Source organism: Reyranella soli (assembly GCF_007992495.1).
Taxonomy (GTDB): domain Bacteria; phylum Pseudomonadota; class Alphaproteobacteria; order Reyranellales; family Reyranellaceae; genus Reyranella; species Reyranella soli.
The window spans coordinates 1-14,411 of the sequence record NZ_BKAJ01000036.1 but is presented as its reverse complement, the minus strand read 5'-3'; the positions used below and the strand labels follow the sequence as shown (position 1 = coordinate 14,411).

Genomic DNA, 14,411 nt, shown 5'->3' with positions numbered 1-14,411 from the left:
CACTCGGACAACGTTTCGCGGAAAGCAGCAATGTTCGTGCCGTCAGGCGACCGACGCCATGGCCAACCGGCAAAGGCTTGTGATGTCATAGACGGGAAGCTTTGCCTGACGGCGGATCGCCGGTGCGACGGCCGGAAACCCGGCACATTCAAACAGGATAACGGCTATCTCGCGATGCGCGGCGCACAGGCGCGCGACACAGGCACCGACATCCGCCTCGATGGCGGCAACGTCGATCGGCGGCGCTGGACGCTTCAATTCGTCGTGCCAGAATTTACCTCCTTCGATGCCACCGATCACAACCCGCGCCCGGTCGGCCGGATCGTCAACGCCAAGGAGTTCTTCACTGCAATGGGTCGAGTCGTACGTCAGCACCGCGATCTTGGCGGACGGCGCCAACTGCCGCAGCAGTACCGGAATCAGCAACAGGCTCGACATCACCACAGGCGCCTCGACGGCCGCGGCGACCGCCGCCTGATGCCGGATGGAGAAGCCGCAGGTCGAGCTTACGACGGCCGCGCCTCTCTCGACCAACCGCCGAGCGGCGACGACAAAGGCCGTTTCGAGCGCGGGGTCGGCGCGGACGACATTCTCCACCCAGGCACCCTCAACGATTTCGGAGATGATCGGGAAATCAAAGGTCGCCGGATCCAGCATGGATCCTGGCACAGGCGCCGGGGGCGTGGCGCCGGGCGGCAGACCGCGTTCGAGGCCCAGTATTCCGAGGGGGCGCAGCGGTCGCGGAATCATCGAGCAGATTCTTTCATCTGTGCAAGGCTTCGACCATCTGCCGCTGAACCTGGCGGCTGCGGAAAAGCACCATCTCCTTCCAGTCCAGGCGGTCCGGGTAAAAGTGCTCTCTCACGCGGCGCCGGATCTGACGGCCAATGTCGGTCTCGATTTCCGACGGCTGGTAGGCGTGAAGCCAATGATCCGCGCGCATTGCCGCCCTGCCCGACTCGGGAGAATACGTGCCGTATTCCAGGCAGACATAGACATGCCGATCGCCGAGGAGCCGCTGCCAGTACTCGTCCTGGGTGCCACTCAGGGTGACGGCCGAAGATGTGCCGAGATCCGGCGATGTGACGGAAAGACCGAAGATATCGCGCGCACGTTCGTAGCCCGCGATGCCCGATACGGCCTCGCATTGAAGCTCGCCATATCCATAGGGTCCGAGGCCGGTGTGGTAGTCGACGATGACGACAAGCTCGCGCGCGCCGATGCCGTGGTCGGCCACGATCCGCTCGAGCGTCCGGCGCGCCACGGTCGGGCCGAAGCCGCCGAAGAAGACGCCCGTCGCATGCCGGTACTGCCCGCTGCTGCGCGCCTTGCGAAAGGCAAGCTCTCCGTGCTCCTCGCGGAACGCCTTTATCTTCGCCTCGGCTGCTTCCACGACGGGGCCGTCCAGCTCGCGCGTAACGAAGCAATCCGCCAGCAGGTCGTAGGCATCGTTGTGCGGCAATGGTGCCGAGAAATCGACGAAGTTCCGATTGAGGTCGCATCCCTCCTGCGTCACGCGGCGGTCCCAGGCAAAGCCATAGGGGTTGAGCGCGTGGATCAGCAGCATCGCCTGACCCGATTCGAGCCTCTCGTGTCCCTTCCCGGCCAACCAATCGAGCTGTGCCGCGGATCCGCAATAGCCCTCGGCGCCATGCGTCGCCGACACCAGGACCCCGACGCTGGACGCGCGCCGGTCGCCGAACCACGCGACGTCAGTCGAAAGATCCTTTTCACCGGGGCCCTGCGCCGAGGATGGATAGGCAACGGCTTCACCGCCGGCCTTCGCCACATGGTCGTGGAATTTCCGGCGGGCGTCGAAGTAGGTCGCCGAAAAGTGCCTGTTCGCGGCGTCGACGATGGCGTCGTTCATCACAACCCGATGCCTACAGAACGAACAGCTTGCGCGGCGCGCCGGTCAGCGTTTCCACGCCGGAACCGGTGACGCGGATGCTTTCGCTGATGACATAGCCGAAATCCTCGTCGACCCAATTACCCAGCATCAGATGGAAGGTCATGTTGGGCTTGAGTTCCGTCATGTCTCCTTCCTTGAGGCTCGCGGTCGGCTCCGACCAGTCGATGCCCAGCGCGTACCCGCAACGCGACTCCTTCTTGAAGCCCGCTTTCTCGAGCGTGCGGTTGAAGGCGACCGCAACGTCGCTGCAGGTGGCACCTGGCCGCACCGCCTTCAACGCGGCTTCCAGGCTTTCGACCTGCGCGTCATGCAGGCGCTTGAGGCGATCCGACGGCGCGCCGATCGAATAGGTGCGCATGATCGGCGCCACATAGCCGTGTCGGCATCCCCCCAGCTCGAGATTGATCTGCGAGCCATCGCGGAAAACGTCCTCGGTCCACGGAATATGACAGGTGCCGATACGGGGCGAGGCGCAGAGATACATCGACTTCAGAGCGGTTCCCGGCTTGCCGTTGACCCCGCGCATCAGCGTCCCGACGATCTCCGCCGCCGCATCCGCTTCGCGCACGCCCGGACGGATGACCTCCGCCGCCCGCAGGATCGCCGCATCGGAGATCGCGGCAGCCTCCCGCATGATCTCGATCTCGAGGTCGGACTTCACGCCCCTGATCCAGGCGATCGCCCTGGTGAAGTCGACGATCCGGGCCTTCGGCAGCCGCGCCTTGAATTTGGCGACGGTATCGGCCGGCAGGTTGCCCGCTTCCAGTCCAATGCCGCGACCGTCGACGCCGAGCTCGACGAGAAAATCGATCACCTTGTCGTACCCATCCTTTTCGGGATGGGCGATGAGGTCTTCTGGATAGCCGACGATCTTGTCCCGGCCCATGAACGTCTGATGGTGCGCGGCGGGAGCGTCCATGCGGCGCATGAAGAAGGTCGGCTCCTCGTCTCGGACCGACACGACGAGCCCCTGCGGCACATAGGCGGACAGGGACGTGTAGCCCGTGAGGTAGGTGATGTGGGATGCATTGTTGACGACAAGTGCTTCGACTTCCCGCCGCGCCATCTCCGCCTTGACGGCTGCCAGCCGCCGCAAATACTCCGATCTCGGGAAGACCTGTGGCGCTTTACCGATCGTCATCGTCGTCACTCCCTCGCAGGACCCTAGAGCTCGTTCATCACATGGCGGGTCGCGTCGGCTGCGATCGCGACCATCTCGTCGACTTCCTGGCTGCTCATCACAAGCGGCGGCGAAAAGCCCATGATATCGCCATGAGGCATCGCCCGTACGATCAGACCGCGGTCGCGCGCCGCCTGGGCGATGCGCGCGCCGACCTTCAATTCGGGCGCGAAGCGCGTCCGCGCCGCGGGATCTGCCACGAACTCGATCGCCGCCATCATGCCGACGCCGCGCACCTCGCCGACGATTGGAAGGCCGTCGAATGCCCGATGCAACGTCTTCTGCAGATGCGCACCGGTGGTCTTCGCCTGGCCCGGGATGTCCTCGCGTTCCACGATGTCGAGAACGGCGTTGGCTGCCGCGACCGCGAGCGTATGGCCCGAATAGGTGTAGCCGTGCGCGAAGGCGCCGACCTTTTCCGAGGCGTTCTCCATGACCTCGTAGACGCGCGCGCCGACGATCGAGGCGGAGAGCGGCACATAGGCCGAGGTGATGCCCTTGGCGATCGTGATCAGGTCCGGCTCGATGCCGTACATGTCGCATCCGAACATCGCGCCGGTACGGCCGAACCCCGTGATCACTTCATCGGCAATCAGCAGCACGTCGTGCTTCCGCAGCACCTCCTGGATTGCCGGCCAATAGCCCATCGGCGGCGGCGTGATCCCGCCCGTGCCCAGCACCGGCTCGCCGATGAAGGCGCCAACGGTTTCCGGCCCCTCGCACAGGATCAGCTCGTCCAGCTCGCGGGCGCGGCGCAGAGAGAACTGTTCCTCGGATTCACCTGCTTCGGCGCCCCAGTAATGATGCGGCACGCCCGTGCGCAGGATACCGGGGCGCGGCAGGTCCATGTGGTCATGATAGAAGCTCAGGCCCGTCATGGAGCCCGATACGACGGAGCTGCCGTGATAGCCGCGTTCGCGCGCGATGATCTTCTTCTTGGCGGGCAGGCCACGCAGGTTGTTGTAGTACCAGACGATCTTGGCGTTCGTCTCGTTGGCATCGGAGCCGGAGAGGCCATAGAAGACCTTGCTCATCTTCCCCGGCGCCATCGCCACGAGCCGGCCGGACAAGCGGGCGAGCTGCTCCGTCGTATGCCCGGCATAGCTATGATAGTAGGCGAGCTTGTGCGCCTGCGCGGAGATCGCCTCCGCGACCTCGGTGCGGCCATAACCGATATTGACGCAATACAGTCCGGCAAAGCCGTCGATGAATTCGCGGCCGGCGCCGTCGCGGATGCGCGATCCCTTGGCCGTCTCGACCACGGTCGTCTCGGCCGTACCATGGGCATGCCCATGCAAGCTTGTGAAAGGATGCAGCGTGGCCGCCCGATCGAGGGCGATGACTTCGTCCAGATCCAGCGAATTGCGGCGCAGAACAGCGGACATATCTTCAGCCTTCTTTCATTCCGGTTTTGAGAACGGCGCTCCGACGGAACGATTGTGCGCCAGCTCCTGCCGATGGTTGCCGCAAAACGACAGGCCTTTGCTCCGATTTCCTGCGTTCAACCGGCGCTCACGCAGTTTTTCGGCGCAGCCATGGCAAATCGACCAATGCAGGAATCCTGCGTATGGAGCGGCAATCCGGCGGTTTCGCCTGCGCATGATGGTTCATTCGCCGCAAATCTGCAGCGTGGCCGGCTATGATCTTCACGGGTAGTGGTCCACCCGGACCAGGGGGCGAAGGGAGTCGAACAGCCGCTTTGCTGTTCGCACCGGCATGTCCGCGTCGGGGCGGCGCGCTGCACCGCGAACTGCGTTGACAGGCCTATTGGCCCGATCGTTGCACGGTTTGTTGAAGCATCACCCTTCGCTTCATCACGCGGCGTACATGGGCAACGGCGAAACGCGCTTCGTTTGTGATGTGAGAAAGCAGCAAGGAGATCAGCGATGAGACGGCGTCCCTTTTTGAAGCTTGCACCGACTTTTGCCGCCACTGCGGTCGCAGCGCCTTATGTGCATGCGCAGTCGAAAAAGTTTGCCGGCGTTACGCTGCGCATCAACGGCTACGGCGGGACATACGACAGCGCGCTGACGGCGAACGTGGCCAATCCGCTGGAGGAAAAGTATGGACTCAAGGTCCGGTTCATCGCCGGCTCGACCGACGCCGACCTGGTCAAGACGGTCGCCAGCCGGGACAACCCTCCCTACGACCTGTTCATGGGCGACAGCCCGCACATGGCGCAACTGACCGAGGCGAGCATGCTCGAGCAGATCTCGCCCTCGGACGTTCCCAATTTCGCCCGCGTGTTCCCGAATTTCCGCGAGTTCGGCAACTACGCCGCGCCCTTCAGCGTCGCGACGGTCGTGCCCATCTACAATTCGAAGCTCGTGAAGGAGCCGATGACCTCCTACTCCGACATCGCGCGGCCCGATCTGAAAGGTCGCGTCGTTGTCGCGAGGCCCGGTTCCACGCCTGCCGCGCTCATGATGCTGGGTATCGCCCACGAGAACGGCGGCTCGATGACGAACATGGAGCCCGCCTACAAGGTCATGGCCAATGCCAAGGCCAATATCATGGCGATGCCGCCGACGACGGTCACGCAGCTCCAACTTTTCATGGACGAAGAAGGCACGGCCGGCGTGTTCTGGGATGGACGGGCGCACGAGATGCGCACCAAGGGCAAGCCGATCGTGACCGTCTTCCCGAAGGCGGGCGTCTATGGCGTGACGAGCTACACCGCCATCCTCAAGGGCTGCAAGTATCGCGAAGCGGCGAACGCCTACATTGACCAGCTCCTTTCCGACCAGGGAATGCTGGCCATCCCCAACGCGCTGCGCTACGGCGTCACGACGGACGTCAAGCTCTCCGACGAGCTCAAGAGCGAGCTGCTCTTCAATTCGCCGGAACGCGTCGCGCTGAAGCAGCCTGTCGACTGGTCGCAGCTCATGAAGCTGCGCGGCGAATGGGGCGAAAAGGTCAACAAGATACTTGGCGGGTAAGCAGCGCCGGAGCATCAACGACCTTGCAATCCACGCCAGCCAAACCGGGCCGCGAGTGCCTCCTGCTCCTCATCTCGCCGCTGCTCGCGATCCTGATCGCCTTCCTCGTCCTGCCCCTCGTCTGGCTGTTTCGCGCCAGCTTCTACACGGGCGAGGGCTTCGTCGAGCGAAGCGGCTTCTCCCTCGCCCACTATGAGCACTTTCTCTTCGACGCCTATTACCTATCGGTCCTGGTGGAGACGCTGCTCTACGGCGTCGTCACGGCTGTCGTCTGCGCCCTGATCGGCTTCCCCGTCGGCTATTCGCTGGCGCGGTTGGCGCCCGCGCGACGGCGCTGGCGAATGATCATCGTCATCCTGCCGTTGACCCTCAGCCTGGTCGTCGTGGTGTTCGGCTGGGTCGCCGTCCTCGGCCGCTCCGGCCTCGTGAATTCCATCCTCGTTGCTTCCGGCCTGTTCGACTCGCCCAAAACGCTGCTCTTCAACAAGACGGCGGTGGTCGTCGTCCTGGTTCAGCAGACCATCCCCTTCATGATCCTCTCGGTCATGAGCGTCGTCGCACAGATCGACCCGGTCCTCGAACACGCCGCCGCCAACCTCCGCGCCAACCGCTTCGTCACCCTCACGAGGGTCGTCATTCCCCTCGCCGCGCCCGGAATCCTGGCGGGCTTCGTGCTCGTCTTCGTCATCGCCATTTCGGCCTTCATCACGCCGATGCTGGTCGGCGGCAGCCGTATCCGCATGATGGGCAGCTTCATCTACGAGCAGATGATGTCGTCGATGAACTGGTCTTTCGGCGCGGCAATGGCTTTCATCATCCTGGGTGCGGGGTTGTTGTTCACGGCGCTCCTGAACGCTCTCGCCCGCCGCTTCGTCCGGAGATAAGGCTCATGCGGAAGGATCTGATCGATCGTATCATGTCGGCCTCCGGCCTGGTCGTTCGTGTCTGTGTCTACGTGATGCTGGCCTTGCCGGCCGTCATCGTAATCGTCTCGTCCTTCGCCGCCGACAATGTGCTGAGCTTTCCTCCCACCGGCTTTTCGCTGCGCTGGTACAAGAGCGCCTTTGCCAACGAAGAGTTCATGTCGTCGCTCTGGACCAGCACCTATATCGGCATCCTGGCATCGTGCCTCTCCCTCGGCATCGGCTTTGCCGCCGCCTTTGCCATCGACCGCTACGAATTCCCGGGCCGCGCCGCTTTCCAGGCGCTCGCCCTCTCCCCCCTGATTGTCCCGGGCATCGTCCTGGGCATCGGCCTGCTCTACCTGTTCGCCTGGACCGGCCTCAATCAGACATTGGCGGGCATTCTTCTTGCCCATGTCGTGCTCGCGATCCCCTATGTAGTGCGCACCGTCCTCGCCAGCCTCAGCCTGTTCGACCGGCGTCTCGAGGAAGCCGCGATGAACCTGCGAGCGCCGCCGTGGGTCGTATTGCGGCGCGTGACGTTTCCCATGCTCCTGCCCGGCGTCCTGTCGGCGGCCGTGTTCGCGTTCGTCGTCTCGTTCGGCAACGTCACGGTTACCGCCTTCCTGACCTATGACGATACGGTGACGTTGCCGGTACGCCTGTTTTCCTATGTGCAGCAAAGCTCGGGCCCGTTCGTGGCCGCCATCTCGAGCATCATGATCGCCGTGACCCTGATCGTGATCCTGGCGATCGAGCGACTGATCGGCGCGGAAAGACTGGCGTAGGCATGAAGAACAACAAGGACGTCGTGGTCTCCCTGCAGGGCGTCTCCAAGCGCTACGGAGACGTCACAGCCGTTGAGACCCTTTCGCTGGACGTTCGCCGTGGCGAGCTGCTTTGCCTGCTGGGACCCTCGGGTTGCGGCAAGACGACGACGCTCCGGATGGTGGCCGGCTTCGTTGAGCCGTCCGAAGGTGCCGTCGTCATCGACGGCCGGGACATGACGCGGGAGCCTCCCTATCGTCGCGACACCGGCATGGTGTTCCAGAACTACGCCCTGTTCCCCCACATGACGACGGCGCAGAACATCGCCTTCGGCCTCGAAAACCTGAAATGGCCCAAGGCCGACAGGGAAAAGCGCGTCCAGGAAATGCTGACGCTGGTCGAACTGGCCCATCTCAGCGATCGGCTGCCCGCGCAACTGTCCGGCGGCCAGCAGCAACGCGTGGCGCTGGCGCGAGCGCTCGCCATGCGACCCGCCGTCCTGCTTCTGGACGAACCCTTCTCGAACCTCGACGCCCAATTGCGCGTGCGCATGCGCGAGGAACTTCGCGACGTCATTCGCAAGGTCGAGATCACCACCATCTTCGTGACGCACGATCAGGAAGAGGCGCTGATGCTTTCGGGATCGCATCTGCGTCATGAACAAGGGAAAGCTCGAGCAGGTCGGCACACCAGCGGACATCTATGAAAGGCCCGCCAGCCGCTTCGTGGCGCAATTCGTCGGCTGGTGCTCCCTGGTCGACGGCATTGTCGACGGCAAGGGAAACTTCGTGTCGGGACACGGACTGGCCTTCAAGAGCGGCCTGCCGCCCGGAGCCGCGACGGCGGTCATTCGACCGGAGCATGTCAGGGCAAGCGGCCCGGATCCGGTGGATGCCCATCCGGCCTATACGGCAAAGATCATCAGCAGCGACTACTACGGCGGCATTTCCCGCCTCTCGCTCAGCGTCTGCGGCGAACAACTGATGATGGATGGTCACTTTCCGGAAGATCGACGGCCGCGCGCCGGCGACGAGATCGCGATAACGCTCGAAGCCGCTCACATCCGTACGATTCCAGTGGAGCCTGCGACGTAAGTCCTTTAGGCGGACCTGGAGGTCCGCGTTCCAAGACGCTAGCCCGGGACCGAGAGTGGCTCCGGAGACCCGCCGACCGGGCGGCGCAGGCAGGCGACGTGGTGGCCGGGCGCCACCTCGACGAGGGGCGGCGCCGTCACCTTGCACTCGGCCACCGCATAGGGGCAGCGGGTGTGGAAGTGGCAGCCGGGCGGCGGCTTGGCCGGGCTCGGCACGTCGCCCTGCACGATCCGCTTGCGCTTGCGCCGCCGCTTGGGATCGGGCGCCGTGGCAGCCGACAGCAGCGCCTCGGTGTAGGGATGCAAGGGCTGGGTGAAGAGCGTGCGCTTGGTCGTAAGCTCGACGATGCGGCCGAGATACATCACCGCGATGCGATGGCTGATGTGGCGCATCACGGCAAGGTCGTGGCTGATGAAGAGATAGGCGAGCCCGTATTCCTCCTGCAGGTCGATCAGGAGATTGAGCACCTGCGCCTGCACCGAGACGTCGAGCGCCGACACCGGCTCATCGGCCACGATCAGCTCGGGATTGACCGACAGGGCCTTGGCAATGCCCAGCCGCTGGCGCTGGCCGCCCGAGAATTCGTGGGCGTACTTGCGCATGGCCTCGGGTCTCAGGCCAACGCGCCGGAAAAGCTGCGCGACCCGCTCACCCGTCTCGCTGCCGCGCGTGATGCCAAAATTTTCCAACGGCTCGCCGACGATCGTGCCCGACGACAGGCGCGGGTTCATCGAAGAGTACGGATCCTGGAAGATCGTCTGGATGCGGCGGCGGTGTTGCCACATCGCGCCGGGCTTGAGTTTGGTGACGTCCTCGCCGCTCAGCAGGATGCGCCCGGCGGTCGGCTCGATCAGCTTCAGCACGGTCTTGCCGATCGTGGACTTGCCGCAGCCCGACTCGCCCACCAGCCCCAGCGTCTCGCCCTTGGCGATGCTGAAGCTGACGCCATCGACCGCCCTCACCTCGCCCACCCGCCGCTGCAGCAGGCCGCCCAGGATCGGGAAGTGTTTTACGAGGCCGTCGACCTCGAGAACGGGTGCATTCGGGGCCGCGCTCACAGCTTGACCTCCCAGCAGGCGACGGTGTGCCCCCCGCCGGCATCGACGAACGGCGGCAGCGTGGCGCGACAACGATCGGTCGCGAGCTCGCAGCGCGCGGCGAAGGCGCAGCCGACGATCGGCTGGGTCAGGATCGGCACCAGACCGGGGATCTCCTGCAGGCGCGGCCGCGTGCCCGCGGCGTCGGCCTCGACGTCGAGCCGCGGGATCGCCCGCATCAGGCCGCGCGTGTAGGGATGCAGCGGGTTCTCGAACAGCGCCTCGACCGGCGCCTCCTCGACCTTGCGCCCGGCATACATCACGACGACGCGTTCGGTGGTCTCGGCGACGACGCCGAGATCGTGGGTGATCAGCACGATGGCGGTGCCGGTCTTCTCCTTGAGCTCGATCATCAGATCGAGGATCTGCGCCTGGATGGTGACGTCGAGCGCCGTCGTCGGCTCGTCGGCGATAAGGACCTGCGGATCGCAGCTGAGCGCCATGGCGATCATGACGCGCTGGCGCATGCCGCCCGAGAGCTGGTGCGGATATTCGTCGAGCCGGCGTCTGGCGTCGGCGATGCGCACCAGGTCGAGCATCTCGCGGGCGCGATCACGTGCCGCCGCCCACGACACATTCATATGGCGCACGACGTTCTCGGCGATCTGCGTCCCCACCGTCAGCACCGGGTTCAGGCTGGTCATCGGCTCCTGGAAGATCATGGAGATGCGATGGCCGCGCAGGCTCTTCATCTGCTGTTCGGAAAGGTGCGTGAGCTCGTTGCCTTCGAAGCGGATGGAGCCCTGGGCGATGCGGCCGGTCTCGGGCGGGATCAGGCGCAGAATGGAGAGCGCCGTGACCGACTTGCCGCAGCCTGATTCGCCCACGATGCCCAGCGTCTCGCCGCGCGCCACGTCGAACGACACGCCGTCGACGGCGCGCACGACGCCGTCCAGGGTGTTGAACTGGGTATGGAGGTCGCGGACCTCGAGGATCGCGCTCACGCCCATCGCCTCATTGGCCGCTCCTCACAGGCGCCTCGCCAGGCGCGGATCGAGCCTATCGCGCAGGCCGTCGCCTAAAAGGTTCACCGCCAGCACCGTGACGGCCAGGAACGCGCCGGGAATCAGGATCGTCCAGGGCGCAATCTGGAAGAAGGTCTTGCCCTGGGAGATGATGTTGCCCCAGCTCGGCGTTTCCAGCGGCACGCCGGCGCCCAAGAAGCTCAGGCTCGCCTCGATCAGCATGGCGGAGGCGCAGACATAGGTCGATTGCACGATCAGCGGCGCCAGGGTGTTGGGCAACACATGGCGCACCAGCAGTTTCATGTTCCTGGTGCCGCCGGCGATGGCGCTTTCGATGTAGGGCTGGGAGCGGATCGACAGCACCACGGCGCGGACCACGCGCACGACGCGCGGCACCTCGGGAACGATGATGGCAACGATGACGATGCCGAGCCCGGGCCGCGCCAGCGTGATCAGGGCGATGGCGAGCAGGATCGAGGGGATCGCCATCAGGCCGTCCATGATGCGCATGACGAAGCCGTCGATGCGCTTGAAATAGCCACAGGCGATCCCCAGCGCGAGGCCCAGCGCGCTCGAGATCACGGCCACCGAGAGGCCGACGATCAGCGATACGCGCGCGCCGTAGATCGTGCGCGAGAAGACGTCGCGGCCAAACTGGTCGGTGCCGAACCACCAGCGCTCGGAGGGCGGACGCAGGCGATTGACCGGCGCGATCTTGAACGGGTCGTGCGTGGCGATCAGCGGCGCGAACACCGCCATCAGGATCAGCAGGGCAAGCATGACCGCGCCGAAGGCGATGGTCGGGTTGCGTCGGATCCCCGTCCACAGCGAGAAACGCCGCGGCGGCAGGACGAGATCGTCGGTGATGACGGTCATGTCAGTACCGGATGCGGGGATCGAGGAAGGCGTAGGAGATGTCGATGATCAGGTTCACGACGACCTTGACGCCGGCGAACACCAGGATCAGCCCCTGGACGATGGGATAGTCGCGCTTCAGCACGGCATCGACGGTGAGCCGGCCGAGACCCGGGATATTGAACACGGTCTCGGTGATGACCACGCCCGAGATCAGCAGCGCAATGCCGATGCCGATCACGGTGACGATCGGCACCGAGGCGTTCTTGAGCGCATGCAGCAAGAGCACGCGGTCGGTTGCCAGGCCCTTGGCGTTGGCGGTGCGGATATAGTCCTGCTGCAGCACCTCGAGCATGGACGCGCGGGTGATGCGGGCGATCAACGCCATGTAGGTGACGCCGAGCGCCACCGAGGGCAGGATCAGGCTTTCGACGAACGGCCAGAGGCCGGCGCTCATCGGCTGGTAACCCTGCACCGGCAGCAGCTGCCATTGCACGGCGAAGAAATAGATCAGGACATAGGCCAGCACGAACACCGGCATGGCGAAGCCCAGCACGGCAAAGCCCATGACCACGCGGTCGACCAGCTTGCGTGCCTTCCAAGCCGCGACGACGCCGATGGGGATGGCGAGCGACACGGCAACGACCAGCGTCGACAGCGTGAGCGCGATGGTGGGCTCGACACGCTGCGCCATCAGGCGCGTCACCGGCAGGTTGGAGAAGATCGACACGCCCAGGTCGCCCTGCAGCAGCGCCCACACCCAGACGACGAACTGCTCGACCAACGGCCGGTCGAGGCCGAGCTTCATGCGCACGGCCTCGATCGCCTCGGTGGTGGCGTCGTCGCCGGCGATGATCGCCGCGGGATCGCCCGGCGCCAGGCGCAGCAGGAAGAACACGAACAGCGCCACCACGGCCATCACCGGCAGGGTGGCGAATAGACGACGGATGATATAGGCGGTCACAATGCCTCATTCGGCCGTCGTCCGCGCGCTCAGCGCGCGGACGACGGCCTGCGTGATCATTTCTTGGTAATGCCCCACAGCACCGCCAGCCCGGTGTTGGGCACGATGCCGTCGATGCGGTCGGCGCGATAGGCGAGTGGCGTGTCCCACTGGCCGAACGGCAGGAACACGACGGTCTCCATCGCCTTGGTCTGCAGCTCCTTGGCGATCTTCTTGCGCTCCTCCTCGGTCGAGGCCATGCCGAAGGCGTTGCGCAGCTTCTCGACCTCGGGATCGCACGGCCAGCCGAACAGGCCCTTGTCGCAGGCAGCGCCGATCCAGGTGTGCAGCACCGGATTGGACGAGCCGACGCCGCCCGACGTGGTGACGAAGATGTTCCAGCCGCCCTGCGCCGGCGGCTCTTTCTTGGCGCGACGCGACACGACGGAGCCCCAGTCCATCGACTGGACGTCGACGTTGATGCCGGCCTCGCGCATCGCCTGGATCAGCACCTGCGTGGCAGGCGTAATGGTGTTGTGGTCGGTGGCGGCGAGGATGGTGATCGGCTCGCCGTTGTAACCTGCCTCCTTGAGGAGCTGCAGCGCCTTCTTCGGATTGTACTCCTTCATGAAGGCCGTGCCGCCGTCGTTCTCGTACGGCCCGCCGCAGGTCAGCAGTCCCGGGCAGACGCGGTAGTACTTGGGATCGCCGACGATGGCGCGCAGGAAGTCCTCCTGGTTGATCAGGTAGTACATCGCCTGGCGCGCCTTCACGTTGTTGAAGGGCGGATGCAGGTGATTGAGCCGGATCATGCCCTGCGTGCTGTCGATCGTGCCCGTCTTCATCAGCTTGACGCCGCGCGCCTTGGCGAGCAGCGGCAGGAAGTCGTTGGGCGGCTGTTCGTAGAAATCGATCTCGCCGTTGACCAGAGCCGACATCGCCGTCTGCGGATCGGAGATCCACACCAGCTCGATACGGTCGACGCCGGGGATCTTGCCGCCGGCGAAGGACGACGGCGCCTCGGTACGCGCCACGTAGTCCTTGTTCTTGAGATAGACCGCCTTGCTGCCCGGCACCCACTGGTCCTTGGCGAAGATGTAGGGACCCGAGCCGACCGATTCCTTGACCTGCTGCTGCGGGTCGGTCTGGGCATCCTTCTCGCGCATGATGGCGGCGATCGAGCTCTGACTCTTGCCCAGCGACTCCAGCACCATGCCGTAGGGCTCGCGCAGCACCATGGTGAAGGTCTTGTCGTCGACCGGCTCGAGCTTGGTGACGAAGCCCATCAGGCGCTGGCCGACGCCATCCTTGGCACCCCAGCGCTTCAGCGAAGCGATCACGTCCTTGGTGGTGACCGGCGAGCCGTCGTGGAACTTCAGCCCGTCGCGCAGGGTGAAGGTATAGGTCATCCGGTCGGGGCTGATCTCGTACTTGCCGACCATCTGCGGCTGCGGCTTCTGGTTGGCGTCGTTGCCGAACAGCGTGTCGTAGACCAGCGCGCCATGAATGTTGGCGATCGTCTGGGTCGTCCAGATCGGATCGATGACACGCACATCGGCATGCATCACCGCCTTCAGCACCTTCTCCTGCGCCATCGCCGAAAACGGCAAAGCGAGCGCAGCAAGGCCGGCCATTACCCGGAATATCATTTGAGTCCCTCTAAAGCTCCCCGATCCCATGCACAAACTATGCAAAGCGACCTGCGCCTGTCCAGCAAACTCATGCTCTTCCGGACCGCGCGCATCCTGCGCGCATC

14 protein-coding genes are annotated in these 14,411 nt (G+C 64.7%); 5 read left to right on the top strand and 9 right to left on the bottom strand.

The annotated features are described in order from the left end of the window. Window positions 1–42 precede the first annotated feature (42 nt). The 4 genes from RSO01_RS48950 to RSO01_RS12035 form a co-directional block, all read right to left on the bottom strand. Window positions 43–657, bottom strand: coding sequence for an aspartate/glutamate racemase family protein (locus RSO01_RS48950; protein WP_308933087.1), 615 nt, complete (start codon window positions 655–657; stop codon window positions 43–45). 106 nt (window positions 658–763) lie between these two features. Beyond that, window positions 764–1,870, bottom strand: a complete 1,107-nt coding sequence (locus RSO01_RS12045; RefSeq protein WP_147149343.1) for a DUF2817 domain-containing protein — start codon at window positions 1,868–1,870, stop codon at window positions 764–766. A gap of 13 nt (window positions 1,871–1,883) precedes the next feature. Beyond that, the gene (locus RSO01_RS12040; RefSeq protein WP_147149342.1) at window positions 1,884–3,053 is read right to left on the bottom strand and encodes a M24 family metallopeptidase; all 1,170 of its coding nucleotides are present in this window, start codon (window positions 3,051–3,053) and stop codon (window positions 1,884–1,886) included. Between the two features lie 23 nt (window positions 3,054–3,076). Next, complete coding sequence (locus RSO01_RS12035; protein ID WP_147149341.1) at window positions 3,077–4,477, bottom strand: aminotransferase; 1,401 nt, start codon at window positions 4,475–4,477, stop codon at window positions 3,077–3,079. A gap of 501 nt (window positions 4,478–4,978) precedes the next feature. Between RSO01_RS12035 and RSO01_RS12030 the strand changes: the two genes are divergently transcribed. From RSO01_RS12030 to RSO01_RS48940, 5 genes are read left to right on the top strand one after another with little or no spacing between them, the layout of a single operon-like run. Further along, on the top strand, window positions 4,979–6,031 hold the full coding sequence (locus RSO01_RS12030) for an extracellular solute-binding protein (RefSeq protein WP_147149340.1): 1,053 nt from the start codon (window positions 4,979–4,981) through the stop codon (window positions 6,029–6,031). Window positions 6,032–6,054: 23 nt separating this feature from the next. Continuing rightward, a complete protein-coding gene (locus tag RSO01_RS12025) occupies window positions 6,055–6,915 on the top strand; it encodes an ABC transporter permease (protein ID WP_170303003.1) in 861 nt (286 codons plus the stop codon). 5 nt (window positions 6,916–6,920) lie between these two features. Continuing rightward, a complete protein-coding gene (locus tag RSO01_RS12020; protein ID WP_147149338.1) occupies window positions 6,921–7,721 on the top strand; it encodes an ABC transporter permease in 801 nt (266 codons plus the stop codon). A gap of 2 nt (window positions 7,722–7,723) precedes the next feature. Further along, window positions 7,724–8,407, top strand: coding sequence for an ABC transporter ATP-binding protein (locus tag RSO01_RS48945; protein ID WP_246158330.1), 684 nt, complete (start codon window positions 7,724–7,726; stop codon window positions 8,405–8,407). After that, window positions 8,358–8,795 (top strand): TOBE domain-containing protein, encoded by a 438-nt coding sequence (locus RSO01_RS48940; RefSeq protein WP_246158327.1) that lies wholly within the window; start codon window positions 8,358–8,360, stop codon window positions 8,793–8,795. The genes RSO01_RS48945 and RSO01_RS48940 overlap by 50 nt, the downstream gene beginning before the upstream one ends. A 38-nt stretch (window positions 8,796–8,833) precedes the next feature. Here the strand turns inward: RSO01_RS48940 and RSO01_RS12010 are convergent, their stop codons facing one another. From RSO01_RS12010 to RSO01_RS11990, 5 genes are read right to left on the bottom strand one after another with little or no spacing between them, the layout of a single operon-like run. Then, window positions 8,834–9,853, bottom strand: a complete 1,020-nt coding sequence (locus RSO01_RS12010; RefSeq protein WP_147149337.1) for an ABC transporter ATP-binding protein — start codon at window positions 9,851–9,853, stop codon at window positions 8,834–8,836. After that, complete coding sequence (locus tag RSO01_RS12005) at window positions 9,850–10,842, bottom strand: ABC transporter ATP-binding protein (protein ID WP_147149336.1); 993 nt, start codon at window positions 10,840–10,842, stop codon at window positions 9,850–9,852. The genes RSO01_RS12010 and RSO01_RS12005 overlap by 4 nt, the downstream gene beginning before the upstream one ends. An 18-nt stretch (window positions 10,843–10,860) precedes the next feature. Further along, a complete protein-coding gene (locus RSO01_RS12000; protein WP_147149335.1) occupies window positions 10,861–11,733 on the bottom strand; it encodes an ABC transporter permease in 873 nt (290 codons plus the stop codon). A 1-nt stretch (window position 11,734) separates the two neighbouring features. After that, the gene (locus tag RSO01_RS11995; RefSeq protein ID WP_147149334.1) at window positions 11,735–12,676 is read right to left on the bottom strand and encodes an ABC transporter permease; all 942 of its coding nucleotides are present in this window, start codon (window positions 12,674–12,676) and stop codon (window positions 11,735–11,737) included. Between the two features lie 56 nt (window positions 12,677–12,732). Next, window positions 12,733–14,289 (bottom strand): ABC transporter substrate-binding protein, encoded by a 1,557-nt coding sequence (locus RSO01_RS11990; RefSeq protein WP_218037319.1) that lies wholly within the window; start codon window positions 14,287–14,289, stop codon window positions 12,733–12,735. Between the last annotated feature and the right edge of the window lie 122 nt (window positions 14,290–14,411).

What these genes read in the sequence shown, in the direction of transcription:
- RSO01_RS48950 (WP_308933087.1), bottom strand. Translation starts at nt 657, where the DNA reads ATGCTGGATCCGGCGACCTTTGATTTCCCGATCATCTCCGAAATCGTT.
- RSO01_RS12045 (WP_147149343.1), bottom strand. Translation starts at nt 1,870, where the DNA reads ATGAACGACGCCATCGTCGACGCCGCGAACAGGCACTTTTCGGCGACC.
- RSO01_RS12040 (WP_147149342.1), bottom strand. Translation starts at nt 3,053, where the DNA reads ATGACGATCGGTAAAGCGCCACAGGTCTTCCCGAGATCGGAGTATTTG.
- RSO01_RS12035 (WP_147149341.1), bottom strand. Translation starts at nt 4,477, where the DNA reads ATGTCCGCTGTTCTGCGCCGCAATTCGCTGGATCTGGACGAAGTCATC.
- RSO01_RS12030 (WP_147149340.1), top strand. Translation starts at nt 4,979, where the DNA reads ATGAGACGGCGTCCCTTTTTGAAGCTTGCACCGACTTTTGCCGCCACT.
- RSO01_RS12020 (WP_147149338.1), top strand. Translation starts at nt 6,921, where the DNA reads ATGCGGAAGGATCTGATCGATCGTATCATGTCGGCCTCCGGCCTGGTC.
- RSO01_RS48945 (WP_246158330.1), top strand. Translation starts at nt 7,724, where the DNA reads ATGAAGAACAACAAGGACGTCGTGGTCTCCCTGCAGGGCGTCTCCAAG.
- RSO01_RS48940 (WP_246158327.1), top strand. Translation starts at nt 8,358, where the DNA reads ATGAACAAGGGAAAGCTCGAGCAGGTCGGCACACCAGCGGACATCTAT.
- RSO01_RS12005 (WP_147149336.1), bottom strand. Translation starts at nt 10,842, where the DNA reads ATGGGCGTGAGCGCGATCCTCGAGGTCCGCGACCTCCATACCCAGTTC.
- RSO01_RS12000 (WP_147149335.1), bottom strand. Translation starts at nt 11,733, where the DNA reads ATGACCGTCATCACCGACGATCTCGTCCTGCCGCCGCGGCGTTTCTCG.
- RSO01_RS11990 (WP_218037319.1), bottom strand. Translation starts at nt 14,289, where the DNA reads ATGGCCGGCCTTGCTGCGCTCGCTTTGCCGTTTTCGGCGATGGCGCAG.